This is a genomic window from Pseudomonas izuensis (genome assembly GCF_009861505.1).
Classification (GTDB): Bacteria; Pseudomonadota; Gammaproteobacteria; order Pseudomonadales; family Pseudomonadaceae; genus Aquipseudomonas; species Aquipseudomonas izuensis.
Genome location: NZ_WTFT01000009.1, coordinates 97,582 through 123,658, shown reverse-complemented (window position 1 = coordinate 123,658; position 26,077 = coordinate 97,582). Strand labels below are relative to the sequence as shown.

Sequence of the window (26,077 nt, the reverse complement as noted above, 5' to 3'; positions counted from 1 at the left end):
GGCGCCGTCTATGTTGAATGTACCGGCCTCATCGCGGGCAAGCTTTGCTCCTACAGATTGGTGGTGTTCACATAATCCGCGAACACCTCAATCCCGTGGGAGCAAAGCTTGCTCGCGAAGGCGTCCTCGAAACCTCAATAGTCATCCCCGCGATCGGTGATGTCTTTCTCGAGCACGGGCGCATCCGGATCCTGCCCCGCCGGAAACTTGCCCTTCAAATTCCACGCAAACGCGATGATCTCCGCGATCGTGCGGTACAACTCCTCCGGAATGCTGTCCCCCAGCTCCATGCGCGCCAGCAGCTTCACCAGCTCGGCGTTTTCGTAGATCGGCACTTCGTAGTCGCGGGCGATTCGCAGGATTTCTTCAGCCAGTTCTTCATCACCCTTGGCGGTAAGGGTAGGGGCGTGGGTGCCGTCGTATTGGAGGGCGATGGCCTGGCGTGGGGCGTTGGGGTTTTTCATGCGGTTTCGTCGACCCAGCGTTGTTCAAGACGGGTTTGCGGGCCTTGGGGTGGTTTGCCGTGATGGCAATCGAGATCGCCGACGTTCAGGCCCGATGCCAGCAGGCGTTGGCGCAGTGTGGCCAGGTTGTTTTCGATCAGGCTGGCGGTGTACGGCCGTTCAGCCCATAACTGGCTGGACAGGCTGCCCTTGATCAGCTGTGCCTGAATCTGCATCGGCCCCAGCGGCTCCATGTCGAACGCCAGCTCGACACGCCACAGTTGTTGCCTGGGCTCTTGCTCGTCGCGACGTTCATGTTGCTGTTCTTTCTCTGGCGCTTCTTCGCGCTGGAATTTGATCTGCAACGGCACGATGTCCTGCAGGTTGCGCATCGGGATTTCCAGTTGCCAGGTGCTCATCAGGCGACCGTCACTGGTCACGCCGCTCTGCTCCAGGCTAGACAGTTGATGGCTCTGCAAGCGTGAAACCGCTGCCGCCGCCAGACGCAGCAGGTGTTCGAGATCGTCTTCGCCTTCGGCGCTTTGCAGCAGGCGCTCGGGCAATGGGAAGTCGGTCGGTGAGGGTTTGGCGCTGACCTGTCCGAGCATGCCCAGGGCATTGCGCACGAAGCTCGGCATGGCCTGGGCCAGGGTGTTGGCGGCGATGATCGCACTCAGATTGGTACTGGCCGGCAGCCCCGGTGTCAGTTGCGCGATCAATTTCAGCAGATCGGCTTTCATGTCGGGTGCGAGCGTGGGGTTCTGACCGGTCAGCAGTTTGGTTTCGAGGAAGGCGCCGCTGTTGGCCAGCGCCTGCGCCAGGCCTTTGGGTGTGCTCAGTTGCTGGACGTCCGGCAGGCCAGCGAGCAGCCTGTCCACGGCCGCGCGCAAGTCGCTGGAGGTCTGGTCAGACGGTGGCAGGTTTTGCAACAGCGTGAGCAAGCCATCCAGCGAGCCCTGACGGCTGGATTGACTGACCAATTGCTGGGTCACCGCCAATTGCTCCTGGCGGTTGCTCAAGGGCACGAACTTCAAGGTCTGGGTGTCCTGCACCCGGGCGCTGAGCAAGGTGCCGATACGCAACGGCTGCGGGCTGTCGATGCTCAAGGTGCTGCCGCTCAGGGCGGTATTGAGCAGGCTGACCATCGAGCGAAACACCGTCGGTTGCCCCGGCACTTGCGGCAACACCTGGGAGGTCAGCACCTTGCCCTGTAACAGCGTGCCGACCGGCAGTTGCGCGGTATCGAGGCGGGTGAGGGTGGCAACACTGGAGGCGAGGGCCTGTTGCACGGTGATGGCCAGATTGCCCGCCGAAGGCTGGGTGACGGCGATGCTGGTTCCCTGCGCCAACGGCAGATTGCTGGTGGCCTGAACCGTGGTCTGGCGCCCGCTTTCCAGAGTGACCTTCAACAACAGCTGAAAAGTCTGATCCGCCTGCTTGAGTGACAGCACTTCGGCCCTGGCATTCTGGCCGGTGGTGATCAGGCCCTCGATGGGCGTCAGCAGCTTCAACAACTCGCCACTGATCGCCAGCGAGCGCGTGGCCGCCGGGGTGGTCTGCGGAAGCGGGAGGATGTTGATTTCGCCTGTCATACGCGGTCACAACCTTGGGAAAATGCGCTCTTTGGAGTAGGAAATGGCATGTATAATGCCGCCGCGTTGTATACAGAGTGCTGGAAACATTGCAATTATTTGACGCAGCTCTCTAGTCGGAGCCGCCAATACAACTATTCTGCTCTCTTTAACGGCCGCGCCAGAGCCGACTTGAACCGATAAGGCCCGTGAACCCTTGACCAGTCCTGTCCTGCAAACCGTTGCCCTTGCCTGTGAGCGAGACCTTCGGCTGCTCTTCGAAAATCTCGATTTGAGACTGGCCAGTGGCGAAATGGTACAGATCAGCGGCCCCAATGGCAGTGGCAAGACCAGCCTGTTGCGTCTGCTTTCGGGGCTGATGCACCCGACGGCCGGTCAAGTGTTGCTCAATGGCCAGCCACTCAACGAACAGCGCACGGAGCTGGCGCGCAACCTGCTGTGGATCGGCCATGCGGCGGGGATCAAGGACTTGCTGACGCCGGAGGAGAACCTGAGCTGGCTCTGTGCCCTGCATCAACCGGCCTCCCATGACGCGATCTGGCAGGCCCTGGCGGCTGTCGGATTGCGCGGGTTCGAAGATGTTCCCTGCCATACCCTGTCCGCTGGCCAGCAGCGTCGTGTCGCCTTGGCGCGTTTGTATCTGGATAGCCCGCCGTTGTGGATTCTCGATGAGCCCTTCACCGCCCTCGACAAGCAAGGCGTGGCGCAGCTGGAAGAACACCTGGCCGGCCACTGCGAACGCGGTGGCATGGTGGTATTGACCACTCACCACACGCTGAGCCGCATGCCGGCTGGCTATCGCGACATTGATCTGGGGAAATGGGCCGTATGAGTGTGTTCGGCCTGTTGGTCGCCCGTGAGGCCCGTCTGTTGTTCCGCCGCCCCGCGGAGTTGGCGAATCCGTTGGTGTTTTTTGCCATTGTCGTTTCGCTGTTTCCGTTGGCGGTCGGTCCCGAGTCTCAATTGTTGCAAGCCTTGTCCCCGGGACTGGTCTGGGTGGCGGCCCTTTTATCGGTTTTGCTCTCGCTGGACGGGCTTTTCCGCAGTGATTTCGAAGACGGCTCGCTGGAACAGTGGGTCCTTTCGCCGCACCCCCTGCCTCTTCTGGTTCTGGCCAAGGTGCTGGCACACTGGTCGTTTTCCGGCCTGGCACTGGTTTTGCTCGCTCCCTTGCTGGCGTTGATGCTCGGTTTGCCTGCCGCCTGTCTGCCGGTGTTGCTGCTTTCCTTATTGCTCGGTACACCGGTGCTGAGCCTGCTCGGTGCGGTGGGTGCGGCATTGACCGTCGGTTTGAAGCGCGGTGGCCTGTTGCTGGCATTGCTGATTCTGCCGTTGTACATCCCGGTGTTGATTCTTGGCAGTGGCGCCTTGCAGGCGGCCTTGCAGGGCATGCCGGCGACCGGTTATCTGTTGTGGCTGGGTAGCCTGACCGCCCTGGCGATAACCCTGACACCCTTTGCAATAGCCGCTGGCCTGAAGATCAGCGTCGGCGAATAATGAGGTCTGGTTAAAAATTGACCAGTAAAGACCCTTTGGCTGCCTCGTGATAACGGGCAGCAACCGTGATTGGAAACAGTAATGAACTGGACCTGGTTTCATAAGCTCGGCTCACCCAAGTGGTTCTACGGCATCAGCGGCAAACTGTTGCCGTGGCTGAGCATTGCAGCGTTGCTGCTGATCGGCATTGGCGTGATCTGGGGCCTGGCCTTTGCGCCGCCCGATTATCAGCAGGGCAACAGCTTTCGCATCATCTATATTCACGTTCCGGCGGCCATGCTGGCGCAGTCCATCTACGTGATGCTGGCCGTGTGCGGTGTCGTCGGGCTGGTGTGGAAAATGAAACTGGCCGACGTCGCCCTGCAATGCGCGGCGCCCATCGGTGCCTGGATGACGGCGGTGGCGCTGGTCACCGGGGCGATCTGGGGCAAACCGACCTGGGGCTCGTGGTGGGTCTGGGATGCACGACTCACGTCTATGCTGATCCTGCTGTTCCTGTACTTCGGTCTCATTGCGCTGGGCAACGCCATCAGCAATCGTGACAGCGCGGCCAAGGCCTGCGCGGTGCTGGCGATTGTCGGTGTGATCAATATCCCGATCATCAAATACTCGGTGGAGTGGTGGAACACCCTGCACCAGGGCGCGACCTTCACCCTCACCGAAAAACCGGCGATGCCTGCCGAAATGTGGCTGCCGCTGCTGCTGACGGCGCTGGGGTTCTACTGTTTCTTCGGCGCGGTGTTGCTGCTGCGCATGCGTCTGGAAGTGCTCAAGCGCGAGGCGCGGGCCAGCTGGGTCAAGGCCGAAGTACAGAACAGCCTGGAGGTCGCTCGATGAGTTTTGCGTCATTCGGCGACTTCATCGCCATGGGCCATCACGGCCTGTATGTCTGGTCGGCCTACGGCATCTGCCTGGTGGTGCTGGCCCTCAACGTGGCGGCGCCGATCCTGGCCCGCAAGCGTTATCTGCAACAAGAGGCGCGTCGTCTGCGCCGGGAGAACGGCAAGTGAATCCGCTGCGTAAAAAGCGTCTTACCATCATTCTTGCGATTCTGGTCGGGGTCGGCGCTGCCGTTGGCCTGGCCTTGAGCGCCCTGCAGCAAAACATCAATCTGTTTTACACGCCGACGCAGATCGCCAACGGCGAAGCCCCGCAGGACACGCGCATTCGCGCCGGTGGCATGGTCGAGAAAGGTTCGTTGCAACGTTCCAGTGATTCGCTGGACGTGAAGTTCATTGTCACCGACTTCAACAAGTCCGTGACCATCACCTATCGCGGCATACTCCCTGACCTGTTCCGCGAAGGGCAGGGCATCGTCGCCCTGGGCAAGCTCAATGCCGATGGCGTGGTGGTGGCCGATGAAGTGCTGGCCAAGCACGACGAGAAGTACATGCCCCCGGAAGTGACCAAGGCGTTGAAAGACAGTGGTCAATCCGCCCCAACACCCGCTAAGGAGGGTTGATCGATGACTTCCGGCATTTTCATTCCAGAGCTGGGCCATTTGGCCATGATTCTGGCGCTGTGCTTTGCGCTGGTTCAGGCCGTGGTGCCGTTGCTCGGTGCCTGGCGCGGTGACCGTTTGTGGATGAGCCTGGCCCAACCGGCAGCCTGGGGCCAGTTTGCCTTTCTGCTGTTCGCTTTCGGTGTTCTGACTTATGCGTTCATGACCGACGATTTTTCCGTCGCTTATGTGGCCAGCAACTCCAACAGTGCCTTGCCGTGGTACTACAAGTTCAGCGCCGTTTGGGGCGCCCACGAAGGTTCGCTGCTGCTCTGGGCGTTGATCCTCGGTGGCTGGACTTTTGCGGTGTCGGTGTTCTCCCGCCAGTTGCCGCAGGTGATGCTGGCACGGGTGCTGGCAGTGATGGGCATGATCAGCACCGGTTTCCTGCTGTTCCTGATCCTTACCTCCAACCCGTTCAAACGTATCCTGCCGCAAATACCCAGCGATGGCGCTGACCTTAATCCGCTGCTGCAAGACATCGGCCTGATCGTGCACCCGCCGATGCTCTACATGGGTTATGTCGGTTTCTCGGTGGCCTTCGCCTTCGCCATCGCCGCGCTGATGGGGGGACGCCTGGATGCCGCGTGGGCGCGCTGGTCGCGTCCGTGGACCATCGTTGCCTGGGCCTTCCTCGGCATCGGCATCACCCTTGGCTCGTGGTGGGCCTATTACGAACTCGGCTGGGGAGGCTGGTGGTTCTGGGACCCGGTGGAAAACGCTTCCTTCATGCCATGGCTGGTGGGCACTGCCCTGATTCACTCGCTGGCGGTCACGGAAAAACGCGGGGTGTTCAAGAGCTGGACCGTGTTGCTGGCCATCGCTGCATTTTCGTTGAGCCTTTTGGGTACCTTCCTCGTGCGTTCCGGCGTGCTGACGTCGGTTCACGCTTTCGCCTCGGACCCCGAGCGCGGCGTGTTCATCCTGATTTTCCTGTTGTTCGTGGTCGGCGGATCATTGACGCTGTTCGCCCTGCGGGCGCCGGTGGTCAAGAGCCAGGTCGGCTTCAACCTCTGGTCCCGGGAGACCCTGTTGCTGGGCAATAACCTGGTGCTGGTGGTGGCGGCTTCGATGATCCTGCTCGGCACCTTGTACCCGCTGATTCTCGATGCGATGACCGGCGCCAAACTGTCGGTCGGCCCGCCGTACTTCAACGCGCTGTTCATCCCGTTGATGGCGTTGCTGATGCTGGTGATGGCGGTCGGCGTGATCGTGCGCTGGAAAGACACCCCGGTGAAATGGTTGATGAACATGCTGACCCCGGTACTGCTCGGCAGCGCTACGCTGGCGGTGGTGGCCGGCGTCGCTTACGGCGATTTCAACTGGGCGGTACTGGCAACCTTCATGCTCGCGGCCTGGGTATTGCTGGCCGGCGTGCGGGACATCTTCGACAAGACTCGCCACAAAGGCCTGATCAAAGGTCTGCCGACCCTGACCCGCAGCTACTGGGGCATGCAGCTGGCGCACCTGGGCATCGCGGTCTGCGCCCTCGGCGTGGTGCTGTCGAGCCAGAACAGTGCCGAGCGCGACCTGCGCCTGGCACCGGGTGAGTCCATGGACCTGGCCGGTTACCACTTCGTGTTCGAAGGCGCCAAGCACTTCGAAGGCCCGAACTTCACTTCCGACAAGGGCACCATCCGGGTGATCCGCGATGGTAAGGAAGTCAGCGTGCTGCATCCGGAAAAACGCCTGTATACCGTGCAGAATTCGATGATGACCGAAGCCGGGATCGACGCCGGTTTCACCCGTGACCTCTACGTTGCCCTGGGCGAGCCGCTGGGCGATGGCGCCTGGGCGGTGCGCGTCCACGTCAAACCGTTCGTGCGCTGGATCTGGTTCGGTGGCTTGCTCACCGGCCTTGGCGGCTTGCTGGCGGCGCTGGATCGGCGTTATCGGGTCAAGGTAACAAGCCGTGTGCGTGAAGCACTGGGCATGAGTGGAGCCACTGCATGAAACGATGGTTGATGCTGTTGCCACTGGCGATTTTTCTGGTGGTCGCTGTTTTTCTGTATCGCGGTCTGTTCCTGGACCCGGCCGAGTTGCCCTCGGCGTTGATCGGCAAACCCTTCCCCGAGTTTTCCCTGCCAGCAGTGCAGGGCGACAAGACCCTGGCCCGCGCCGACATCCTTGGCAAACCGGCGCTGGTCAACGTCTGGGGGACCTGGTGCATTTCCTGTCGGGTCGAGCACCCGGTACTGAACAAGCTGGCCGAAAGGGGTGTGCTGATCTACGGCATCAACTACAAGGACGTCAACGCCGACGCCTTGAAGTGGCTGAACGAATTCCACAATCCGTATCAACTGAACATCCGCGACGATCAAGGCACCCTGGGCCTGAACCTCGGCGTGTACGGCGCACCGGAAACCTTCTTCATCGACGCCAAGGGCATCATCCGCGACAAGTTCGTCGGGGTGATCGACGAACAGGTCTGGCGGGAAAAACTGGCGGCCAAATATCAGGCACTGGTCGATGAGGTCAAACCATGAAGCGCTGGCTCGCCGCTGTTGTGTTGGGCTTGAGCATGGCCGGGGTGGCGCATGCGGCCATCGATACCTATGAGTTTGCCAAGGAAGGTGATCGCGAGCGTTTTCGTGAATTGACCAAGGAGCTGCGTTGCCCCAAGTGTCAGAACCAGGACATCGCCGACTCCAATGCGCCCATTGCCGCCGACCTGCGCAAAGAGATTTACCGCATGCTCGGCGAGGGCAAGGACAACCAGCAGATCATCGACTTCATGGTCGATCGCTACGGTGATTTCGTCCGCTACAAACCGGCCCTCAATGCCAAGACCGCATTGCTCTGGTTCGGTCCCGCCGGCCTGCTGCTGGGCGGTTTTGTGATCATCGCGGTGATTGTCCGCCGCCGTCGCGTACAACGCGTCAGCACCCCGGGCTCGCTTTCTGCCGAGGAGCGCGAGCGCCTCGACCACCTGTTGGATAAAAACCAAGAATGATTGATTTCTGGCTCGCTGCAGGTTTGCTGCTTCTGGTGGCCCTGAGTTTTCTGCTGATCCCCGTCCTGCGCAGTCGTCGCGCCCAGCTCGAAGAGGATCGTACTGCCCTGAACGTGGCGCTGTATCAGGAACGCGTGGCTGAGTTGCAGACTCAGCAGGAAGAAGGCGTTCTCGATGCCGCGCAAATGGACGCCGGTCGCGCCGAAGCCGCCCGTGAGTTGCTCGCCGATACCGAAGGCGTTGCTGCGCCACGGGTATCACGACTGGGCAAGCCGGCGCCGTTGCTGGCGGCGATCCTCGTCCCGGTGTTGGGCCTGGGCTTGTACCTGCATTTTGGTGCCAGTGACAAAGTCGAGTTGACCCGGGAATTCGCCCAGGCGCCACAGTCGATGGAAGAGATGACCCGGCGCCTGGAGCGTGCGGTCGCGGCGCAGCCGGACTCCGCCGAGGCCCTGTACTTCCTGGGGCGCACCTACATGACTCAGGATCGTCCCGCCGACGCGGCGAAGGTCTTCGAAAGAACCGTCAACCTGGCCGGGCGCCAGCCTGAACTGTTGGGACAATGGGCCCAGGCCCAGTACTTCGCCGATGGCAAGCAGTGGTCGGACAAGACTCAGGCACTGACCGATGAAGCGTTGAAAGCCGATCCCAAGGAAGTCACCAGCCTCGGTCTTCTGGGTATCGCAGCGTTCGAAGGCCAGCGTTATCAGGAGGCGATCGATTACTGGAATCGCCTGCTGGAGCAATTGCCACCGGAAGACCAATCCCGCATCGCACTGCAGGGCGGTATTGCCCGTGCTACCGAAAAACTGCTGGCCAGCGGTGGCAAGGTGGCCCCGGCACCGGTGGCCAAGGCGGGCGCGTTGCTCAAGGTCCAGGTGGATCTGGCGGCCGACCTCAAGGCCAAGGTCCAGCCCGGTGACAGCGTGTTCATTTTCGCCCGCGCCACTTCCGGCCCACCTGCACCCCTGGCGGCCAAGCGCCTGACCGTGGCCGACCTGCCGGCCACCGTCGAACTGGGCGATGCCGATGCGATGATGCCGCAATTGAAACTGTCGAACTTTCCTGAAGTCCAACTGGTTGCGCGCATCTCCCGTGCTGGCAAACCGACAGCAGGTGAGTGGATCGGTCGCAGCCAGCCACTGGCCAGCAGCACCACCGCGCCGCAAACACTGACCATCGACAGCCCGGACAAATGACAGGAAACGCCACCATGACCGCCATTGCTCGTATCACTTTGCTCAGCGTTGTTTTGGGGCTGAGCGCTTGTGCGGTCCAACAGCCCGAGTCGACGCACCTGCCGCCGATTCCGCCTTCGCAGCCCAAACCCACGCCGTCTACCTCGCCCAGTCCGAGCAAACCGGGCATCCCGGCCAAACCCGCCAAACCGCTGCCGCGCACCTCCGCGAGCTTCGCGCCGCCACCGGGGGGCAACAGCCATTGGGACCCGAAACTGGGGGTCTATGTGCTCGACGATCAGCCCAATACCTTCTATCGCCAGCGGACCTATTACCGCTGGGATAACGGCTGGAGCCGGTCGATCAGCCCGAAAGGACCGTGGGAAGAGACCGATATTCACGGCGTGCCGGGCGGTCTGGGGCGACAGTTCGGGCAGTAACGCAAAAGGCGACCTTCGAGGGTCGCCTTTTTTGTGGGCACAGAAACACCGCTCAACCTTGCTTGCAGCAGATGTCTGTAGGAGCCGGCTTGCTGGCGAGGCGGCCTATGAGCCGACCTGAGTTTCGGGGATGTACTCGATCCCCTGAGCTGGCTTGCCAGCGATGGACGCCCAGGCAACGCGTTCATCCAGACAGCACGCGTTATCGTTGACGCCCATCGCGAGCAGGCTCGCTCCTACAGGGGATCGGGGCATTTGCCAAAGTCAGGTCGGCTGTCAGGCCGCCTCGCTTGGTTTTTGATCTGGGCGCCCCATTAAACCACGCTGGCCGAACGCAGGCGTTGCGCAGTGGGGAAACCGGCAGGACGCCGGTTTAGCCGCGCTGGGCCAGGGACGGCCCATCGCGGCGACCCACGGAGCAATGCCGGAGAGAGGGCATGCCGAGCCTAAGCGAGGCACCGAGTGGTGGGGCAAGAGCGTTTGGTTACTTGGGGCCGGGCGGCGTTCCGATTTCCAAGTGACCCGCTGTAAGAGCGGAACCATAAGTGGCCGTTATCGCAGGAATGGATATGTACACCATCAAGAAATGCATCGCCTGACATTAAGTCATCGCTGGCGAGCCAGCTCCCACAAGGGATTGGTTGCAGCCGCAAAAATCAGGTCGACTTTGCGGCTGCCTGGCGAGGCGCGCCGATCCAGTGGATGGCCAGTGCAATGAGCCCGAGGACGACACCAAAAACCACGATGCCGGACCAACCATAGCGCGTCATCAACCAGCCGCTGACCGCCGCACCCACCGCCCCACCAAAGAACGTCGCCGTCATGTACAGGCTATTGATGCGGCCCTGTGCTTTCGGATCCACCGCAAACGCGCGAGTCTGATTAGACACCAGTCCCGACTGCACACCGATATCCAGCACGATCACGCCGAGCACCAACAATGCCATCGAGGTTTGCGCACCGGAAAGCAGCAGGTAGGCCAGCGTGACAATACCGATACTGGCGCCGATAACACTGCGCGAGCCTAACCGGTCGGTAGCGCGACCGCCGAGCGACGCAGCCAGCGCACCGGCGGCGCCGATGATGCCGAAGCCGCCTGCCCAGGCACTGTTCAACTGCCAGGGACCGTGGGCCAGCAGCGCCGCCAGGTTCACCCAAAACGCATTGAAGCAGGCCCACAACAGCGCCTGGACGATCATCGACTGGCGAATCGGCGCATTGTCACGCATCAGCGGCCATAGCGAAGCGAGCAGACGCGGGTAGGACAGATTGGTGCTCGGCACGCCTTGCGGCAGCAGTGCAGCCGCAGCGAACCACACCGGAATCATGAACGCCGCTTCCACGCCATACACCGCACGCCAACCCAAGGTCTCACCCACCACACCGGCGATGGTGCGCCCGAGCAGGATGCCGACCATGATGCCGCTGACCACCGTGCCGACGTTACGCCCACGCTCGCTGGGCTTTGACATGACCGCAGCGAAAGGCACCAACTGCTGGGGCACGCAACTGACGATGCCGAGGCCGAAGGACGCGGCAATCAACGTACCGACACTGGGCGAGACGGCTGCCGCAATGGCGAAGCAGAAGGCCAGGGCAATCTGACCGAGCACCAGTTTGCGCCGATCAAAACGGTCGCCCATGGGCAGCAGCAGCGCCAGCCCGGTGGCGAAACCCAGCAGCGCCGCGCCGGCCACCAGATCGACTGTCGTCAGGTCCAGGCCCAAGTCCGACGCAATCAACGGCAGGATCGGTTGGGTGCAGTAAATGTTGGTGATCACCGCGCCAGCGATGATCGCCATCATGATGATCTTCCCGCGTGACGCCAGCGCGGGTGCTGTTGTGCTTTCGGAGGATAGGGGCAGGGCGCTCACGGCACTCTCCAGGGTTGGCTTCCGGCAGGTGCGACGGGATATCGCGCGCGGGAGTTGAGTGCCCCACCTTACGCATTCGCATAAATGTAGATAATCCCCTAGGATCGGGAATCATCCTTCCATAATTTGATAGAGCGCCATGAACCGCCTTGAATCCATGTCTGTACTGATCGCCGTGGTCGATGCCGGCAGTCTGTCGGGCGCCGCGCGCAGGCTCGGCATGCCGCTGGCCACCGTCAGCCGCAAAGTGGCGGAGCTGGAGTCGCACCTCAATACCCGCTTGCTGCATCGCACCACCCGGCAACTGTCACTGACCGAAGCCGGCGCTTCTTATGTGGCGGCGTGCCGGCGCATTCTTGAGGACATCGGTGAAGCCGAGCGCATGGCGACCGGCGAATACGCCTCGCCCAAAGGTGAGCTGGTGATTACGGCGCCGGTGGTGTTCGGACGCTTGCATCTGGTGCCGGTGGTTGCCGAATTTCTTGCGCACTATCCCGAGATCGAGATCAACCTGATGCTCACCGATCGCGTGGTGCATCTGATGGAAGAACACTGCGACGCCGCGGTGCGTATTGGCGATTTGCCCGACAGTTCGCTCATGGCCACGCAGGTGGGAGCGGTGCGCCGCGTAGTCTGCGCAAGCCCGGATTATCTGGCGACCCATGGTGTGCCCACCCGGCCTGCGGATCTGGCCGAACACGCCTGCATTACCTTCGAGGTCCTCGAGTCTGTCGGCGCCTGGGTGTTCGAGACGGGCAAATCGCAGACGTCCGTGCGGGTTCGTTCGCGGCTGGCCGTCAATACGGCGGAAGCGGCCATCGATGCGGCGATGCTTGGGGTGGGCGTGATACGGGTGTTGTCCTATCAGGTTGCAGACGCCCTTGGCAAAGACGCCCTGAGGGTAGTGCTCGAGCCCTACGAGTCGTCGCCCTTGCCGGTCAGCCTCGTGCATAAGGGGCAAACCCCGTTGCCACTGAAGCTGCGTGCATTTCTTGATTTTGTAGCGCCGCGTTTGCGGGCGCGCGTTTCCCTGTAGGAGCGAGCCTGCTCGCGATGGTCGTCCGGACAACGCGCGCATTCAGGCAGCACGCGTCATCGTTGGCCTCCATCGCGAGCAGGCTCGCTCCTACAGGGGGCACGTCTCAACCTTTCACAAAACCTTCATCAAATAGTTAATCCAGCGACATGTGCGAGTCATAGGGCTGACATGCCCCGTGCCTAAAGTCGGTTGAACTCAAATACGGCCACGGACGGCCGTTCAACCAGACAGAGAAGCCCATGAACGCAGCTATCCATGTCGATCATCTGAACAAGACCTTTGCGCGTAAAACCGCATTGGTCGACCTCGAGCTGACCATCGCGTCCGGTGAGATGGTCGCGCTGATCGGCGCGTCCGGCTCCGGCAAATCCACCTTGCTGCGGCATCTCGCGGGCCTGGCCTGTTGCGATCGCAACAACGGCGGCAGCGTCAAGGTGCTGGGGCGGGAAGTGCAGGCCAGCGGACGGCTCAATGGCAAGGTGCGGCGCTTGCGGGCCGATATCGGCTACATCTTCCAGCAGTTCAACCTGGTCAATCGCCTGAGCGTACTCGACAACGTGCTGCTCGGTTGCCTGGGCCGCATGCCACGCTGGCGCGGCAATTTGTGCCTGTTCAATGCCGAGGAAAAACAGTTTGCCCTGGAGTCGCTGGATCGCGTCGGCCTGGCCGATCTGGCAGCGCAGCGCGCCTCGACCCTGTCCGGCGGCCAGCAGCAGCGCGTGGCGATTGCCCGGGCGCTGACCCAGCGTGCCGAAGTGATTCTGGCGGATGAGCCGATTGCCTCGCTCGACCCGGAGTCGGCGCGCAAGGTCATGGAGATCCTCGCCGATATCAACCGCCGGGACGGCAAGACCGTGGTCGTCACCCTGCATCAAGTCGACTACGCCACGCGCTATTGCCCGCGTGCCGTGGCGCTCAAGGGCGGACGCATTCATTTCGATGGCCGCGCCGCCGAGTTGAGCAGTCAGTTCCTCAATGATTTGTACGGTGCCGACATCGACACCAGCCTGATGTGTTCCGACCAGATTCGCACCGCCGAAGCCGCGCCCCGGCTGGTATTGGCGCGCGCGTAAACACCCCTCGATTCCCAACCGTTCACCCTCAGGAAACCTTTCCATGTTGAACCGTATCGGTCGCGTTTTTGCTGGCGCAGCATTGCTCGCCACCTGTGTACTGGGCACCGCCCAGGCTGAAGAAAAAGCCATCAACTTCGGCATCATGTCCACCGAGTCATCGCAGAACCTCAAGAGTATCTGGCAGCCGTTTCTCGATGACATGCAGAAAAAAACCGGCCTGAAAATCAACGCCACCTTCGCCTCCGACTATGCCGGCCTGATCCAGGGCATGCGCTTCCACAAGGTTGACGTCGCCTGGCTGGGCAACAAGGCCGCCATTGAAGCGGTGGACCGTTCCAACGGCGAAGTCTTCGCCCAGACCGCGGCCGCCAGTGGCGCTGCCGGCTACTGGAGCGTGTTGATCGCGCGCAAGGACAGCCCGATCAACTCCGTCGACGACATGCTGAAAAACGCCAAGAACCTGACCTTCGGCAATGGCGACCCGAACTCCACCTCGGGCTATCTGGTGCCGGGCTACTACGTGTTCGCCAAGAACAACGTCGATGCGGCCACCGCGTTCAAACGCACCCTCAACTCCAGCCATGAGGTCAACGCCTTGAGCGTGGCCAAGGGGCAACTGGACGTGGCGACCTTCAACACCGAAAGCTGGGATCGCCTGGAAGTCACCCAGCCTGACAAGGCGGCGATGCTCAAGGTGATCTGGAAATCGCCGCTGATCCCCGCCGACCCGCTGGTGTGGAGCAAAGCCCTGAGCGACAGCGAGAAGCAGAAGATCCGCGATTTCATCTTCAGCTACGGCGACACCGATTCCGAGAAAGCCGTGCTCGCGGGCATGCAACTGGGCAAGTTCCTGAAATCCAGCGACGACCAGCTGCTGCCGATCCGTCAGCTTGAGTTGTTCAAGCAGCGCACCACGATCAGTGCCGACACCAAGCTCGAAGCGGCGGACAAGGCGAAGAAACTCGCCGACATCGATGCCGAGCTGGCCAAGCTGCAAGAGCGCATCACCTTGCTCGAGAAGACTGACAAAAAGACCGCAACCAACGGCTAACCCCCTGTAGGAGCGAGCCTGCTCGCGATGAACGTAAGGGCACCGCATATATCCCGGTTTCCCGCGTCATCGTTGACGACCATCGCGAGCAGGCTCGCTCCTACAGGTTTTTGTACCAGGCATATTTAGAGAACCCTTATGACCACTTTCCACGCTGAAGCTGTCGGCAAGCGTACCTGGCCGCAATACGCCGGTTGGGGGCTGTTTCTGGTCCTGCTGGCCTGGGCCTGGCACGGCGCCGAAATGAACCCGCTGGCGCTGTACCGCGATTCGGGAAACATGGCGACTTTCGCCGCGGATTTCTTCCCGCCGGACTTCCATGAATGGCGCGCCTACCTCAAGGAAATGATCGTCACCGTGCAAATCGCCCTCTGGGGCACGGTGCTGGCGATTGTCTGCTCGGTGCCGCTGGGCATTCTCTGCTCGGAAAACATCACCCCCTGGTGGATTCACCAACCGTTGCGCCGGGTGATGGACGCCTTCCGTTCAATCAACGAAATGGTCTTTGCCATGTTGTTCGTGGTGGCGGTGGGGCTCGGGCCGTTCGCCGGTGTCCTGGCGCTGTGGATCAGCACCACTGGCGTACTCGCCAAGCTGTTCGCCGAAGCGGTGGAAGCGATTGATCCAGGTCCCGTCGAAGGCGTTCGCGCCACCGGTGCCAGCGCCTTGCAAGAGGTGATCTACGGTGTGATTCCACAAGTGATGCCGCTGTGGGTTTCCTATGCGCTGTACCGCTTCGAAGCCAACGTGCGTTCGGCGACGGTGGTGGGAATGGTCGGTGCCGGCGGCATCGGCGTGATCCTCTGGGAGAACATCCGCGCCTTTCAGTTCGTTCAAACCTGCGCCGTGCTGCTGGTGATCATCGTCGTCGTCAGCCTGATCGACATCCTGTCGCAACGCCTGCGCAAGCAGTTCATCTGATCTTCGGAGGGGTGCCCCAGGGCGCTTTTTTTTAAGCATGCAGTTGTCTAGACAAGACGAACCGGTGTACCGCGAACTGGCCGACATCCTGCGCCGGGAACTGGCGGACTACAGCGCTGGAGACTTCCTGCCAGCCGAGGTTCAACTGGCCGAGCGCTTCGGCGTCAACCGCCACACCCTGCGCCGCGCCATCGATGAACTGGTGTTCGAAGGCAGCCTGCTGCGCCGCCAGGGCAAGGGCACCCAGGTGTTGGAGCGCCCGTTGATTTATCCGATGGCTGCCGACAGTGCCTACAGCCAGTCGTTGTCCGCCCAGGGGCTGGGTGTCGAGGCGGTGTTGCTCAAGCGCCGTTACTGCTTCGCCAGCCGTGAAGAAGCGCAGCATCTGGGGCTTGCCGAGATGGCACCGATGATCGAATTGCAGACCTTGCGCAAGCTCGACGGGCAACCGGTCAGCCTGATCCGCCATCGCTACTGCGCCAGCCACGCACCGTTGCTGGCGGACTACACCGGCGGCTCCCTGCGTCAGTACCTCAGTGAACGCGATCTGCCGCTGACCCGCACCCAGAGCCTGATCGGCGCCCGCTTGCCCAACCGCGAAGAAGCCGCGCTGCTGATGATGCCCCGGCACTTGCCGGCGCTGAGTGTGTTCACCCTTTCCCGCGATCGCGACGGCCGTGCGGTGGAGCTCGCGCAGTCCACCAGCCGCTCGGATCGCTTCCAGTACCAGGTCATCACCTGATGGAGAACCAACCGATGAACCCTGCTTCTCACACTGCGCGCCAGCACTGGATCGGCGTGCTGGCCCGCGCCCGTCGCAGCGAATTGCAGCCCCACGAAGCGGCGCTGCGGGATGTTGAATACCAACTGATCCGCGCCCCGGAAATCGGCATGACCCTGGTGCGTGGCCGCATGGGCGGCAACGGCGCGCCATTCAATGTCGGCGAAATGAGCGTGACCCGTTGCGTGGTGCGCCTGGCCGATGGCCGCACCGGCTACAGCTACCTGGCGGGTCGCGACAAGGTCCACGCCGAACTGGCGGCGCTCGCCGACGCACATTTGCAAGGCGCGCAGCAGCGCCACTGGCTCGATCAGGTGATCACGCCGCTGGCCAACGCCCAGGCCGAACGTCGCGCGCAAAAAGAGGCGGACACCGCCGCCACCAAAGTCGAATTCTTCACCCTCGTGCGAGGAGAAAACTGATGAGCGCACAGTTGTTGCAACCGGCGTTTGCCGACCCGGTGCTGGATGCCCAGCGCGGTTTTCGCGCGGCACTCAAGGCACTGGCCGGCCCCGGTCTGATCCAGACCCTGCACGCCACGCCGAGCCTGGAAGGTCTTATGCCTGCGACCTACGCCCTGTGCCTGGCGCTGCTGGATGTGGACACGCCGCTGTGGCTGGCGCCGTCGTTCGACACGCCGCTGATCCGCGCCAACCTGGCGTTCCACTGTGGCTGCCCGCTGACCGCTAAACGTGAAGACGCACGCTTTGCCTTACTCGCCGCCGACGATCTGCAAGACCTCAGCGGCTTCGACCACGGTAACGATCGCTACCCCGATCAGTCCTGCACCTTGCTGGTTCAGTTGCCCGGCCTCGCTGGCGGGGCAAGGTTGAGCTGGCGCGGGCCGGGGATCGAAACCGAGCACACCGTCGCGTTGCCGGTGGCCGATGGTTTCTGGGGCGAACGTGAACGCCGCAACGAATTCCCTCGTGGGCTGGATCTGTTTTTCGCCGCCGATCATGACCTGATCGGCCTGCCGCGCAGCACCCGCATCGCACAGGAGCCAGTCTGATGTACGTAGCCGTGAAGGGTGGCGAACAGGCCATCGACAATGCACACCGCCTGCTGGCGAAAAAGCGCCGGGGCGATACCTCGGTCGCTGAATTGAGCGTTGAACAGATCCGCCAGCAACTGCCGTTGGCGGTGGCGCGGGTGATGAGCGAAGGCTCGCTGTACGACGAAGAACTCGCTGCGCTGGCGATCAAGCAGGCAGCGGGGGATCTGGTGGAGGCGATTTTCCTGCTGCGCGCCTATCGCACCACGTTGCCGCGCTTCAGCCCGAGCCTGCCGATCGACACGTCGAATATGCTGCTCAGTCGACGCCTGTCCGCCACCTTCAAGGACGTGCCCGGCGGACAACTGCTGGGGCCGACCTTCGATTACACCCATCGCCTGCTCGACTTTGCCCTGCTGGCCGAAGGCGAATATCCGGGGCCGCAAACCACCCCGAATGCCATTCTTGATGCCTGCCCGAGAGTCCTCGGTTTGCTCGCGCAGGAAGGCTTGATCAAGAACGAATCCGACAATAACGAAAGCATCGCCGACATTACCCGCGATCCGCTGGAACTGCCCGCCAGCCGTGCCGAACGCTTGCAAGCGCTGGCCCGTGGCGATGAAGGTTTCCTGCTGGCACTGGGTTATTCGACCCAGCGCGGTTATGGCCGCAACCACCCGTTCGCCGGGGAAATCCGCATCGGTGATGTCGAGGTGTGGATCGATCCTGAAGAGCTGGGTTTCCCGATCTGCCTGGGCAGCATTGAAGTGACCGAGTGCGAGATGGTCAACCAGTTCGTCGGCTCGTCCACGGAGCTGGCGCAGTTCACCCGCGGCTATGGCCTGGCCTTCGGTCATGCCGAGCGCAAGGCCATGGGCATGGCGCTGGTCGACCGCGCACTGCGCGCCAAGGAGTTCAACGAAGAGATCGAGTCCCCGGCGCAGCAGGAAGAATTCGTGCTGATGCACTGCGACAACGTCGAGGCCGCCGGTTTCGTCTCGCACCTCAAACTGCCTCACTACGTGGACTTCCAGGCCGAACTGGAACTGATCCGCAAACTGCGCAAGCCTGCCGAAGGACAAAGCCATGAATGACCTGAAGGCGCCGGTACGCGATGCGGCGTACAACTTCGCCTACCTCGATGAACAGACCAAACGCATGATCCGCCGCGCCTTGCTCAAGGCCGTGGCGATCCCCGGCTATCAGGTGCCGTTCGGCGGTCGCGAGATGCCGTTGCCTTACGGCTGGGGCACCGGCGGCATGCAACTGACCGCGGCAATTCTTGGGGATGATGACGTGCTCAAGGTCATCGACCAGGGCGCCGACGACACCACCAACGCCGTGTCGATCCGCCGCTTCTTCGCCCGCACTGCCGGCGTCGCGACGACCGAAATCACCCCGGACGCGACGGTGATCCAGACTCGCCACCGCATCCCGGAAACGCCGCTGCACGCCGATCAGATCATGGTCTATCAGGTGCCGATTCCCGAGCCGCTGCGCTTTATCGAACCGTCGGAAACCGAGACCCGGACCATGCATGCCCTCAACGATTACGGGGTCATGCACGTCAAGCTTTACGAGGACATCGCCACCTTCGGTCACATCGCCACCGCCTACGCCTACCCGGTGATGGTCGATGAACGCTATGTGATGGACCCCTCGCCGATCCCCAAATTCGACAACCCGAAACTCGACATGAGCCCGGCGCTGATGTTGTTCGGCGCCGGCCGCGAGAAGCGCCTGTACGCGGTACCGCCGTACACCAAAGTCGTCAGCCTCGACTTCGAGGACCACCCCTTCGAAGCCCAGCAATGGGACGAGTGCTGCGCCATTTGCGGCAGCCACGAGTCGTTCCTCGACGAGTTGATCCTCGACGACGCCGGCACCCAGAGCTTTGTCTGTTCCGACACCTATTACTGCGCCCAGCGCGTCAGCCAGCAGGAGCAGGGCCAATGAACCAGGCGCTGAAAAACGAACTGTCCGTGTCCACCGAACCCTTGCTGCAAGTGCGAAACCTGTCGCTGTTGTACGGCCCGGAGAAGGGCTGTCAGGACGTGAGTTTCGACCTCTATCCCGGCGAAGTGCTGGGGATTGTCGGCGAGTCCGGTTCAGGCAAATCGACCTTGCTTTCGCTGCTCAGCGGGCGCCTGCCGCCACAAAACGGTCGCATCGGTTACCGCGACAAGCAGGGCCAATGGCTCGACTTGTACAGCGCCAGCGAAGCCGAACGCCGCACCTTGCTGCGCACCGAATGGGGCTTCGTCGAACAGAACCCGCGGGATGGTTTGCGCATGGGTGTTTCAGCCGGTGCCAACATCGGCGAGCGCTTGATGGCCCAAGGCGTACGCAATTACCAGCAACTGCGTGGAGCGGGTCTGGACTGGTTGAGCCAGGTGGAAATCGATCCCCAGCGCATCGACGACTTGCCCCGGACCTTCTCCGGCGGCATGCAGCAGCGCCTGCAAATCGCCCGCAACCTGGTGTCGAGCCCGCGCCTGGTGTTCATGGACGAACCGACTGGTGGCCTCGATGTGTCGGTGCAGGCGCGCTTGCTCGACCTCTTGCGGGGGCTGGTGCGTGAGCTGGATCTGGCGGTGGTGATCGTCACCCACGATCTGGCGGTGGCGCGGTTGCTGGCGGACCGGCTGATGGTGATGCGTCGCTCGCGGGTGGTGGAAACCGGGCTGACCGACCAGATCCTCGACGATCCGCAGCACCCTTACTCTCAACTGTTGGTGTCTTCGGTGTTGCAGCCATGATGAATACCTTGATCGAGGTCCGTGACCTCTCGAAAACCTTCACCCTGCATCAGCAGAACGGCGTGGTTCTCAACGTGCTGCGCGGGGTGGATTTCAGCGTGGCGGGCGGCGAATGCCTGGTGCTGCACGGCCAGTCCGGCGCCGGTAAAAGCACCTTGTTGCGCACCCTGTATGGCAACTACCTGCCGGCAGGCGGCAGCATTCGCGTACAGCACGACGGCCAGTGGCTAGAGCTGGTGGGCGCCGAGCCCCGGGACATTCTTCAGGTACGCCAACGCACCCTGGGTTATGTCAGCCAGTTCCTGCGGGTGATTCCTCGGGTGGCGTGCCTGGACGTGGTGATGGAGCCGGCCCTGGCCCGTGGCTGGTCCAGACACCTGGCGCAATCCCGGGCCGAACTGCTGCTCACTCGCCTGAACATTCCGCAACGCCTGTGGCAACTGGCACCGGGCACCTTCTCCGGTGGCGAGCAGCAACGGGTCAACATCGCCCGCGGTTTCATGGTGGCGTGGCCAGTGATGTTGCTTGACGAGCCGACGGCCTCACTCGACGACAACAACCGTCAGGTGGTGCTGGAACTGATGAACGAAGCCAAGCAAGCCGGTGCCGCGCTGATCGGCATCTTCCACGATCGCATCGCCCGCGAGGCGGTTGCCGACCGCCATCTCGACATGACGCCTGCCGCAGTGAACCAAGAGGAATACGCCAATGCCCGTTGAACAGATCCTCAGCAATGCCCAACTGGTCACCGCTGACCGCGTGTTCTACGGCACCGTACTGCTGCGCGATGGCGTGATCGCTGATGTGGCCGAAGGCCCGAGCCGGTTGCCCCAGGCCCAGGATCTCAACGGCGATTACCTGCTGCCGGGCCTTGTCGAGCTGCACACCGACAACCTGGAAAAACACATGACCCCGCGCCCCGGCGTGGACTGGCCGTCGCGCTCGGCGGTGCTCAGCCACGATGCGCAGATCGTCGCGGCGGGCATCACCACGGTGTTCGACGCGGTGTCCATCGGCGACGTGAATCCCAAGGGCAACCGCATGCAGAAACTGCCGGCGATGCTCGAAGCGATCTCCAGTGCCTCCGACGCCGGCCTGACCCGCGCCGAGCACCGCCTGCACCTGCGCTGTGAGTTGTGTCACCCGGATACCCTGACTGTGTTCCGCGATCTGGTGGAGCATCCGCTGGTGCAACTGGTGTCGGTGATGGACCATTCGCCGGGTCAGCGCCAATTTGTGCTGGAGTCCAAGTACCGTGAGTACTACATGGGCAAATATCACCTGACGACCACGCAGATGGACGAATTCATCACTTTGCAAATGGCCAACTCTCGTGAGTACAGCGACCGCTATCGGGCCGCGATTGTCGAGCATTGCCTGGCGCTCGGCCTGTCGGTGGCCAGTCATGACGACGCGACCCTGGCCCACGTCGAGGAATCGGCGCGCTACGGCATGACCATCGCCGAGTTCCCGACCACTGCCGAAGCGGCGCGCGGTTGCAAGGAGCGGAACATGAAAGTGTTGATGGGCGCGCCGAACATCGTGCGCGGCGGTTCGCACTCGGGTAACGTGGCGGCCGCTGACCTGGCGGCAGAAGGGCTGCTGGACATCTTGTCCAGTGACTACTATCCGGCGAGCCTGTTGCAGGCCGCCTTTGCACTGGCGGCGCAGAGCGAGCGGATCGGCCTGCCCGAAGCGATGCGCATGGTCAGCCTGGCCCCGGCCCATGCCGCAGGACTGAGTGATCGCGGCGAAATCGCTCCGGGTCTGCGTGCCGATCTGGTGCAGGCACGCAGTCAGGATGGATTGCCGGTGATCCAGCAAGTATGGCGACAAGCGAAGAGGGTGTTTTGATGTCAGGCAGGTTGATCTATCTCATCGGTCCTTCCGGTTCGGGCAAGGACAGCCTGCTCGATGCCGCACGCACGCGGTTGGCCGAACGCGGCTGCCGCATCGTGCGGCGGGTCATCACTCGTTCGGCGGAAGCCGTGGGGGAAGCGGCGCTGGGTGTCAGCATGCAACAGTTCACCGAGATGCAGGCCCAGGGCGCATTTGCCCTGAGCTGGCAGGCCAATGGCCTGGCCTACGGCATCCCGCGGGAGATCGACGATTGGCTGGCGGCAGGGGACGACGTGCTGGTCAATGGCTCGCGCGGGCATCTACCGCAAACCCGCGAACGCTATCCGAACGTGCTGGTGGTGTTGTTGACCGTGGACGAGGCCGTGTTGCGCCAGCGCCTGCTGGCGAGGGGGCGTGAGTCCGTGGCCGAGATCGACCAGCGGCTGGCGCGCAATGCCCGTTTTGGCGAACGCCTGATCGCCGAAGACCCGACCGTGCACCTGCTCGACAATTCCGGGCCGCTGGAACGTACAGTCGAAGGCCTGCTGGCCTGCATCGACGAGTCCAACCCATGCGCCTGACGCTGTTGGGCACTGGCGATGCCCGGCAAGTGCCGGTGTACGGCTGTGAATGTCAGGCCTGTGCACGTGCGGGCATCGATGCACGTTGGCGACGACAACCCTGCTGCGCATTGATCGAATGCGGCGATCAGCGCTGGCTGATCGACAGCGGCCTGCCAAACCTAACCGAACGCTTCCCGCCGCGCAGTTTCACCGGCATCTTCCAGACCCACTACCACGCTGACCATGCCCAGGGTTTGCTGCATCTGCGTTGGGGTCAGGGGCTGGTGATTCCGGTACACGGACCAGCGGACCCGGAAGGCCTGGCGGACCTCTACAAGCATCCGGGGATTCTCGACTTCAGCCAGCCGTTCGAGGCGTTTGAAACCCGTTCTTTCGGCGCGTTGAGTGTCACAGCATTGCCCCTGCTGCATTCCAGACCGACCCTCGGCTATCTGCTCGAAGGCGAGGGGCGGCGCATCGCCTACCTGACCGACACCGTGGGCCTGCCACCAGCCACTACGGCCTGGCTGAAACGTCAGCCACTGGATTTGCTGGTCCTCGACTGCTCAATGCCGCCGCAGCCACTGGCACCGCGTAATCACAATGACCTGAACCTGGCCTTGCAGTGCATTGAAGAATTGCAACCTGAGTCGGCGGTATTGACCCATGTGGGGCATACGCTGGATGCGTGGTTGATCGAACATCGTGGTGAATTGCCGAGGAATGTGAGTGTGGGGGTTGATGGACAGGTGATCTGAACGCAGACCGCCTTACTCATAACCCATCTTCAACGCCTTAGCCTGCTCGGCGAGAAGCATCATCGCTTTCTGGCTGGTGTTGGCCGCCATCAAGGCCTGGACATAATCGGCAAACGCCCGCGCCTTCGCGCTGGCCATTCTTCCCGTCGGAAACACCGCCCAAAGGTCTTGATTCGGCAACGCCCAATCGCTCATGACCTCTCTGACCATGCCACTGGCCAGCTCTGGCGCAAACATCCACTGCGACGCGATGGTCAGTCCGAGGTGAGCCAGCACTGATTCACGCAGCGCCTCAGCGGCATTGACGCGGATGCGGCCGCTGATGGTTGCCGGTTGTGCTTCGCCACCCTTGTTGAACTGCCAATTGGCACCTCCGCCCAGGCTATAGACAACTGCCTGGTGTTGGCTCAGGTCTGCCGGGCAGGCGGGCTCGCCCTGTTTTTCAAAATAGGCTGGTGTGCCCAGTACCACGCGCCGGCATTCGGCGATTTTGCGGGCGGTGAGGCCGGAGTCGCTCAGGGAGCCCATGCGCAGAGCGACATCGACGCCTTCCTCCACCAGGTTGACGTTGCGATCGTCGAGTATCAGGTCAATGGTCAATTCAGGGTTCTGCTCAAGAAACGGGCCGAGGTGAGGAACGATGTGCATCCGGCCGAAGGTCACGGCGGCGCAGATGCGCAGGTTGCCGCTCAGACCACTGGCAGTACCGCGAGCGGCATTGTCGGCCTCATCGGCTTCTTCGATGGCGCGCTTGGCGCGCTCGAAAAAAGCCAGGCCGGCTTCGGTGGGCGTCAGGCCTCGGGTCGAGCGCAGCAACAGCCGGACGGCAAGCCGCGCCTCTAACTGAGCAATGGTTTTAGACACGGCGGGCTGGCCGATATTCAGGCGCCGTGCTGCCGCGGAAAACGAGCCGGTTTCCACCACGTAGACAAAGGTTTCCATTGCGGCCAAACGATCCATCTCAAGTCCTTGTGCAGATTCAGTGTGGGAGCGGGATTGCTCGCAAAGAGGCTGGAGCATTCAATTTAGATGCTGGCTGACCTGACGCCATCGCAGGCAAGTCGGGTCGCCGCATCGCACGCTCCCACAGGATTTTGTGTCGTTCATGAATATTGCAGTCGACACGATAACCTGTGGGAGCTGGCCTCTGTGGCCGAATTACTCAGCGGGGTCGAGTAGGTCCAGTGCATGGTTCACCGAGATTTCCGCCACGCTCATGATCAGGTGAACGCCCAGCAGGGTGTTGCGGCTGGGTCCTGTTTCCTGGTCTGCCAGGTCCATGGTGATCACACAGGCTGAGGCCAACGTTTCGCTGACACCACCAAGCAGGGAGTGAACGTCGACTTGCGGGTTGACGCTGTATGTCTTGCAAGGTGTGCGCGGGAGGGCTCGGATGTCGGCGTAGGAGAGGAGAGCGTCGTCGGGCTTTTCTGTATTGGGGTTTTGGTGTGGGGATGCGTCGTCCGCATTGGGGGGATCGGGCGTTACTTTAGTCATGTCAACATTCCCTTTGGGTGCCATCCCCGTCGCCGCTAAAACGAAGAGGGAGGCAGCTGCACGCAGGTTAGCGGACCGGGGAATGTTGCAAAGCCGGCGCGCCCGAAGGCGCCCTACGTACAGCCACCATCAAGCCGCAGGTTTGGAAGAACACCTTTGGAATGGATGCACGTGCAACGATGAACCGCAGGCCGCTAAACCCGACCACTGATGAGCAGTGGCCGGGCAACGATAGAACCCGTGGTCAGGCTGCACAAGCCGGCGGAGTCTGGCGTAACCGTAGGCAACGACGCAAGCTTGCGTGGCTTACAGGAAGTGAAACTAAACGCGATTAAACAGCTGCCGCTCGCATGTAATACGTCTGACAGACGCGTCTTCTGAAGGAGCGCTTTGCACAAAAAATTGGGAAATGTCCGACGTTTTTCTCAGCTGTCGAAAGGTATCCACAAAATTTCCACCGCGAACAGACCCACTCCCAAAATGGATTGATGTTGTCAGGTGAGTTATGAACCTCAGAAGCCTCCTCATTTCACACGCGGTAAACCAACCTGTCGTCGCGTCGCCAATTTCTATGCTTGAGTAAATATAACTCTGGAGTTACTTTTATTCGGGTCGGAGCAAGGAGGCTGGTGGTGCAGAGCAGGTTACTGATCAAGGAGTTGATAGAGGCAGGTTGGACATTGGACAGGGTCACTGGCAGTCATCACCTCTTCATTCACCGCTACAACCCATACACGATTCCCGTTCCTCACCCGAAAAAGGATTTGCCGGTGGGGACGGTCAAGAGCATCAGGAGGCGAGCCGGGCTTTTTTGCCCGCTGGCCAGTTACGCAGGAGATCCATAATGCAATATCCAATCTGTATCGAGTGGGGCGATGAGAACACCGCCATCGGTATTCAGATCCCCGATATTCCAGGCGCGGTAACCGCCGGGGATACCTTTGAAGATGCCTACAATGCGGCGGTCGAGATTGCCCACATCATGCTGCAAGAGATTGCGGCGAGTGGAGAGCCGATTCCGATGCCGACATCCATGGCTGACCATCTTGGAAATCTCGATTTCGTCGAAATGGGTTGGGGTCTGCTCGAAATCGACATTTCGCCCTATATGGGCAAGACCGAGAAGGTCAATGTGACGCTGCCGGGCTATGTGATTCAGCGCATCGACCGGTATGTGCGGGAACACAACGTCAAAAGCCGTTCGTCGTTTCTGGCGGATGCGGCGATGGAGAAGCTGGCTCGGTATTGAGGGGTGTCAGCAACACCGTCATCGCGGGCAAGCCTTGCTCCCACAGGGTTAACGCATAACCTGTGGGAGCAA

At 61.8% G+C, this 26,077-nt stretch carries 31 protein-coding genes; 26 read left to right on the top strand and 5 right to left on the bottom strand.

From position 1 onward, the window contains the following. Window positions 1–134 precede the first annotated feature (134 nt). Window positions 135–464, bottom strand: a complete 330-nt coding sequence (locus tag GPL81_RS09315) for an EscU/YscU/HrcU family type III secretion system export apparatus switch protein (protein ID WP_160106502.1) — start codon at window positions 462–464, stop codon at window positions 135–137. Next, on the bottom strand, window positions 461–2,035 hold the full coding sequence (gene fliK, locus GPL81_RS09310) for a flagellar hook-length control protein FliK (protein WP_160106501.1): 1,575 nt from the start codon (window positions 2,033–2,035) through the stop codon (window positions 461–463). The genes GPL81_RS09315 and fliK overlap by 4 nt, the downstream gene beginning before the upstream one ends. A gap of 196 nt (window positions 2,036–2,231) precedes the next feature. Between fliK and ccmA the strand changes: the two genes are divergently transcribed. The 10 genes from ccmA (at window position 2,232) to GPL81_RS09260 (ending at window position 9,604) form a co-directional block, all read left to right on the top strand. Continuing rightward, window positions 2,232–2,867 (top strand): cytochrome c biogenesis heme-transporting ATPase CcmA, encoded by a 636-nt coding sequence (ccmA, locus tag GPL81_RS09305; protein WP_160106500.1) that lies wholly within the window; start codon window positions 2,232–2,234, stop codon window positions 2,865–2,867. Next, window positions 2,864–3,532 (top strand): heme exporter protein CcmB, encoded by a 669-nt coding sequence (gene ccmB / locus GPL81_RS09300; protein ID WP_160106627.1) that lies wholly within the window; start codon window positions 2,864–2,866, stop codon window positions 3,530–3,532. The genes ccmA and ccmB overlap by 4 nt, the downstream gene beginning before the upstream one ends. 81 nt (window positions 3,533–3,613) lie before the next feature. Continuing rightward, on the top strand, window positions 3,614–4,369 hold the full coding sequence (locus GPL81_RS09295; RefSeq protein WP_160106499.1) for a heme ABC transporter permease: 756 nt from the start codon (window positions 3,614–3,616) through the stop codon (window positions 4,367–4,369). Continuing rightward, window positions 4,366–4,542, top strand: coding sequence for a heme exporter protein CcmD (ccmD, locus tag GPL81_RS09290; RefSeq protein ID WP_057398391.1), 177 nt, complete (start codon window positions 4,366–4,368; stop codon window positions 4,540–4,542). Before GPL81_RS09295 ends, ccmD begins: the two co-directional genes overlap by 4 nt. Further along, on the top strand, window positions 4,539–4,994 hold the full coding sequence (gene ccmE / locus GPL81_RS09285; RefSeq protein ID WP_096509591.1) for a cytochrome c maturation protein CcmE: 456 nt from the start codon (window positions 4,539–4,541) through the stop codon (window positions 4,992–4,994). The genes ccmD and ccmE overlap by 4 nt, the downstream gene beginning before the upstream one ends. Before the next feature lie 3 nt (window positions 4,995–4,997). Then, window positions 4,998–6,986, top strand: a complete 1,989-nt coding sequence (locus GPL81_RS09280; RefSeq protein WP_160106498.1) for a heme lyase CcmF/NrfE family subunit — start codon at window positions 4,998–5,000, stop codon at window positions 6,984–6,986. Beyond that, window positions 6,983–7,519 carry a DsbE family thiol:disulfide interchange protein gene (locus tag GPL81_RS09275; protein WP_160106497.1) on the top strand — a complete coding sequence of 179 codons (537 nt, stop codon included), beginning with the start codon at window positions 6,983–6,985 and terminating at the stop codon, window positions 7,517–7,519. The genes GPL81_RS09280 and GPL81_RS09275 overlap by 4 nt, the downstream gene beginning before the upstream one ends. Next, window positions 7,516–7,986 (top strand): cytochrome c-type biogenesis protein, encoded by a 471-nt coding sequence (locus GPL81_RS09270; RefSeq protein WP_160106496.1) that lies wholly within the window; start codon window positions 7,516–7,518, stop codon window positions 7,984–7,986. The genes GPL81_RS09275 and GPL81_RS09270 overlap by 4 nt, the downstream gene beginning before the upstream one ends. Then, window positions 7,983–9,185: a c-type cytochrome biogenesis protein CcmI gene (gene ccmI / locus GPL81_RS09265; RefSeq protein ID WP_160106495.1), complete on the top strand. Its 1,203-nt coding sequence runs from the start codon at window positions 7,983–7,985 to the stop codon at window positions 9,183–9,185. The genes GPL81_RS09270 and ccmI overlap by 4 nt, the downstream gene beginning before the upstream one ends. Before the next feature lie 14 nt (window positions 9,186–9,199). Then, a complete protein-coding gene (locus GPL81_RS09260) occupies window positions 9,200–9,604 on the top strand; it encodes a hypothetical protein (protein ID WP_096509596.1) in 405 nt (134 codons plus the stop codon). Window positions 9,605–10,260: 656 nt separating this feature from the next. Here GPL81_RS09260 and GPL81_RS09255 read toward each other — a convergent pair. Continuing rightward, complete coding sequence (locus GPL81_RS09255; RefSeq protein WP_160106494.1) at window positions 10,261–11,409, bottom strand: MFS transporter; 1,149 nt, start codon at window positions 11,407–11,409, stop codon at window positions 10,261–10,263. 208 nt (window positions 11,410–11,617) lie between these two features. On the opposite strand from GPL81_RS09255, the gene GPL81_RS09250 reads away from it, so the two are divergent. The 14 genes from GPL81_RS09250 (at window position 11,618) to phnP (ending at window position 23,259) form a co-directional block, all read left to right on the top strand. After that, entirely contained in the window at window positions 11,618–12,514 is an 897-nt protein-coding gene (locus GPL81_RS09250; RefSeq protein ID WP_160106493.1) for a LysR family transcriptional regulator, read from the top strand. 242 nt (window positions 12,515–12,756) lie between these two features. Continuing rightward, entirely contained in the window at window positions 12,757–13,590 is an 834-nt protein-coding gene (phnC, locus tag GPL81_RS09245) for a phosphonate ABC transporter ATP-binding protein (RefSeq protein ID WP_096509598.1), read from the top strand. Between the two features lie 43 nt (window positions 13,591–13,633). Next, on the top strand, window positions 13,634–14,644 hold the full coding sequence (gene phnD, locus GPL81_RS09240) for a phosphonate ABC transporter substrate-binding protein (RefSeq protein ID WP_160106492.1): 1,011 nt from the start codon (window positions 13,634–13,636) through the stop codon (window positions 14,642–14,644). Between the two features lie 138 nt (window positions 14,645–14,782). Continuing rightward, window positions 14,783–15,565 carry a phosphonate ABC transporter, permease protein PhnE gene (gene phnE, locus GPL81_RS09235; protein WP_160106491.1) on the top strand — a complete coding sequence of 261 codons (783 nt, stop codon included), beginning with the start codon at window positions 14,783–14,785 and terminating at the stop codon, window positions 15,563–15,565. A gap of 37 nt (window positions 15,566–15,602) precedes the next feature. Next, complete coding sequence (gene phnF, locus GPL81_RS09230; protein WP_160106490.1) at window positions 15,603–16,307, top strand: phosphonate metabolism transcriptional regulator PhnF; 705 nt, start codon at window positions 15,603–15,605, stop codon at window positions 16,305–16,307. 14 nt (window positions 16,308–16,321) lie between these two features. Next, the gene (gene phnG / locus GPL81_RS09225) at window positions 16,322–16,768 is read left to right on the top strand and encodes a phosphonate C-P lyase system protein PhnG (protein WP_160106489.1); all 447 of its coding nucleotides are present in this window, start codon (window positions 16,322–16,324) and stop codon (window positions 16,766–16,768) included. Then, window positions 16,768–17,358 (top strand): phosphonate C-P lyase system protein PhnH, encoded by a 591-nt coding sequence (gene phnH / locus GPL81_RS09220; RefSeq protein ID WP_160106488.1) that lies wholly within the window; start codon window positions 16,768–16,770, stop codon window positions 17,356–17,358. The genes phnG and phnH overlap by 1 nt, the downstream gene beginning before the upstream one ends. Then, window positions 17,358–18,434 carry a carbon-phosphorus lyase complex subunit gene (locus tag GPL81_RS09215; RefSeq protein ID WP_160106487.1) on the top strand — a complete coding sequence of 359 codons (1,077 nt, stop codon included), beginning with the start codon at window positions 17,358–17,360 and terminating at the stop codon, window positions 18,432–18,434. The genes phnH and GPL81_RS09215 overlap by 1 nt, the downstream gene beginning before the upstream one ends. After that, window positions 18,427–19,296, top strand: coding sequence for an alpha-D-ribose 1-methylphosphonate 5-phosphate C-P-lyase PhnJ (locus GPL81_RS09210; protein WP_160106486.1), 870 nt, complete (start codon window positions 18,427–18,429; stop codon window positions 19,294–19,296). The genes GPL81_RS09215 and GPL81_RS09210 overlap by 8 nt, the downstream gene beginning before the upstream one ends. After that, a complete protein-coding gene (gene phnK, locus GPL81_RS09205) occupies window positions 19,293–20,099 on the top strand; it encodes a phosphonate C-P lyase system protein PhnK (protein WP_160106485.1) in 807 nt (268 codons plus the stop codon). The genes GPL81_RS09210 and phnK overlap by 4 nt, the downstream gene beginning before the upstream one ends. After that, the gene (gene phnL / locus GPL81_RS09200) at window positions 20,099–20,818 is read left to right on the top strand and encodes a phosphonate C-P lyase system protein PhnL (protein ID WP_160106626.1); all 720 of its coding nucleotides are present in this window, start codon (window positions 20,099–20,101) and stop codon (window positions 20,816–20,818) included. The genes phnK and phnL overlap by 1 nt, the downstream gene beginning before the upstream one ends. Further along, window positions 20,808–21,953, top strand: coding sequence for an alpha-D-ribose 1-methylphosphonate 5-triphosphate diphosphatase (locus GPL81_RS09195; RefSeq protein WP_160106484.1), 1,146 nt, complete (start codon window positions 20,808–20,810; stop codon window positions 21,951–21,953). The genes phnL and GPL81_RS09195 overlap by 11 nt, the downstream gene beginning before the upstream one ends. Beyond that, the gene (gene phnN / locus GPL81_RS09190; protein ID WP_160106483.1) at window positions 21,953–22,519 is read left to right on the top strand and encodes a phosphonate metabolism protein/1,5-bisphosphokinase (PRPP-forming) PhnN; all 567 of its coding nucleotides are present in this window, start codon (window positions 21,953–21,955) and stop codon (window positions 22,517–22,519) included. Before GPL81_RS09195 ends, phnN begins: the two co-directional genes overlap by 1 nt. Then, window positions 22,510–23,259, top strand: a complete 750-nt coding sequence (gene phnP / locus GPL81_RS09185) for a phosphonate metabolism protein PhnP (protein ID WP_160106482.1) — start codon at window positions 22,510–22,512, stop codon at window positions 23,257–23,259. Before phnN ends, phnP begins: the two co-directional genes overlap by 10 nt. Window positions 23,260–23,271: 12 nt before the next feature. Here the strand turns inward: phnP and GPL81_RS09180 are convergent, their stop codons facing one another. Both GPL81_RS09180 and GPL81_RS09175 read right to left on the bottom strand, forming a co-directional pair. Beyond that, entirely contained in the window at window positions 23,272–24,219 is a 948-nt protein-coding gene (locus GPL81_RS09180; RefSeq protein ID WP_160106481.1) for a LysR family transcriptional regulator, read from the bottom strand. Window positions 24,220–24,417: 198 nt separating this feature from the next. Next, window positions 24,418–24,756 (bottom strand): DUF6124 family protein, encoded by a 339-nt coding sequence (locus tag GPL81_RS09175; protein ID WP_160106480.1) that lies wholly within the window; start codon window positions 24,754–24,756, stop codon window positions 24,418–24,420. 632 nt (window positions 24,757–25,388) lie between these two features. Here GPL81_RS09175 and GPL81_RS09170 point away from each other — a divergent pair. Together GPL81_RS09170 and GPL81_RS09165 are read left to right on the top strand one after the other, a co-directional pair. Next, window positions 25,389–25,601, top strand: a complete 213-nt coding sequence (locus GPL81_RS09170; RefSeq protein ID WP_160106479.1) for a type II toxin-antitoxin system HicA family toxin — start codon at window positions 25,389–25,391, stop codon at window positions 25,599–25,601. Next, window positions 25,601–26,005, top strand: a complete 405-nt coding sequence (locus tag GPL81_RS09165) for a type II toxin-antitoxin system HicB family antitoxin (RefSeq protein WP_160106478.1) — start codon at window positions 25,601–25,603, stop codon at window positions 26,003–26,005. Before GPL81_RS09170 ends, GPL81_RS09165 begins: the two co-directional genes overlap by 1 nt. Window positions 26,006–26,077: the final 72 nt, after the last annotated feature.

Coding starts and splice junctions, on each gene's coding strand:
- GPL81_RS09315 (WP_160106502.1), bottom strand. CDS start 464: ATGAAAAACCCCAACGCCCCACGCCAGGCCATCGCCCTCCAATACGAC.
- fliK (WP_160106501.1), bottom strand. CDS start 2,035: ATGACAGGCGAAATCAACATCCTCCCGCTTCCGCAGACCACCCCGGCG.
- ccmB (WP_160106627.1), top strand. CDS start 2,864: ATGAGTGTGTTCGGCCTGTTGGTCGCCCGTGAGGCCCGTCTGTTGTTC.
- GPL81_RS09295 (WP_160106499.1), top strand. CDS start 3,614: ATGAACTGGACCTGGTTTCATAAGCTCGGCTCACCCAAGTGGTTCTAC.
- ccmD (WP_057398391.1), top strand. CDS start 4,366: ATGAGTTTTGCGTCATTCGGCGACTTCATCGCCATGGGCCATCACGGC.
- GPL81_RS09280 (WP_160106498.1), top strand. CDS start 4,998: ATGACTTCCGGCATTTTCATTCCAGAGCTGGGCCATTTGGCCATGATT.
- GPL81_RS09275 (WP_160106497.1), top strand. CDS start 6,983: ATGAAACGATGGTTGATGCTGTTGCCACTGGCGATTTTTCTGGTGGTC.
- GPL81_RS09270 (WP_160106496.1), top strand. CDS start 7,516: ATGAAGCGCTGGCTCGCCGCTGTTGTGTTGGGCTTGAGCATGGCCGGG.
- ccmI (WP_160106495.1), top strand. CDS start 7,983: ATGATTGATTTCTGGCTCGCTGCAGGTTTGCTGCTTCTGGTGGCCCTG.
- GPL81_RS09260 (WP_096509596.1), top strand. CDS start 9,200: ATGACCGCCATTGCTCGTATCACTTTGCTCAGCGTTGTTTTGGGGCTG.
- GPL81_RS09255 (WP_160106494.1), bottom strand. CDS start 11,409: ATGATGGCGATCATCGCTGGCGCGGTGATCACCAACATTTACTGCACC.
- GPL81_RS09250 (WP_160106493.1), top strand. CDS start 11,618: ATGAACCGCCTTGAATCCATGTCTGTACTGATCGCCGTGGTCGATGCC.
- phnC (WP_096509598.1), top strand. CDS start 12,757: ATGAACGCAGCTATCCATGTCGATCATCTGAACAAGACCTTTGCGCGT.
- phnD (WP_160106492.1), top strand. CDS start 13,634: ATGTTGAACCGTATCGGTCGCGTTTTTGCTGGCGCAGCATTGCTCGCC.
- phnE (WP_160106491.1), top strand. CDS start 14,783: ATGACCACTTTCCACGCTGAAGCTGTCGGCAAGCGTACCTGGCCGCAA.
- phnF (WP_160106490.1), top strand. CDS start 15,603: ATGCAGTTGTCTAGACAAGACGAACCGGTGTACCGCGAACTGGCCGAC.
- phnG (WP_160106489.1), top strand. CDS start 16,322: ATGAACCCTGCTTCTCACACTGCGCGCCAGCACTGGATCGGCGTGCTG.
- phnH (WP_160106488.1), top strand. CDS start 16,768: ATGAGCGCACAGTTGTTGCAACCGGCGTTTGCCGACCCGGTGCTGGAT.
- GPL81_RS09215 (WP_160106487.1), top strand. CDS start 17,358: ATGTACGTAGCCGTGAAGGGTGGCGAACAGGCCATCGACAATGCACAC.
- GPL81_RS09210 (WP_160106486.1), top strand. CDS start 18,427: ATGAATGACCTGAAGGCGCCGGTACGCGATGCGGCGTACAACTTCGCC.
- phnK (WP_160106485.1), top strand. CDS start 19,293: ATGAACCAGGCGCTGAAAAACGAACTGTCCGTGTCCACCGAACCCTTG.
- phnL (WP_160106626.1), top strand. CDS start 20,099: ATGAATACCTTGATCGAGGTCCGTGACCTCTCGAAAACCTTCACCCTG.
- GPL81_RS09195 (WP_160106484.1), top strand. CDS start 20,808: ATGCCCGTTGAACAGATCCTCAGCAATGCCCAACTGGTCACCGCTGAC.
- phnN (WP_160106483.1), top strand. CDS start 21,953: ATGTCAGGCAGGTTGATCTATCTCATCGGTCCTTCCGGTTCGGGCAAG.
- phnP (WP_160106482.1), top strand. CDS start 22,510: ATGCGCCTGACGCTGTTGGGCACTGGCGATGCCCGGCAAGTGCCGGTG.
- GPL81_RS09180 (WP_160106481.1), bottom strand. CDS start 24,219: ATGGATCGTTTGGCCGCAATGGAAACCTTTGTCTACGTGGTGGAAACC.
- GPL81_RS09175 (WP_160106480.1), bottom strand. CDS start 24,756: ATGACTAAAGTAACGCCCGATCCCCCCAATGCGGACGACGCATCCCCA.
- GPL81_RS09165 (WP_160106478.1), top strand. CDS start 25,601: ATGCAATATCCAATCTGTATCGAGTGGGGCGATGAGAACACCGCCATC.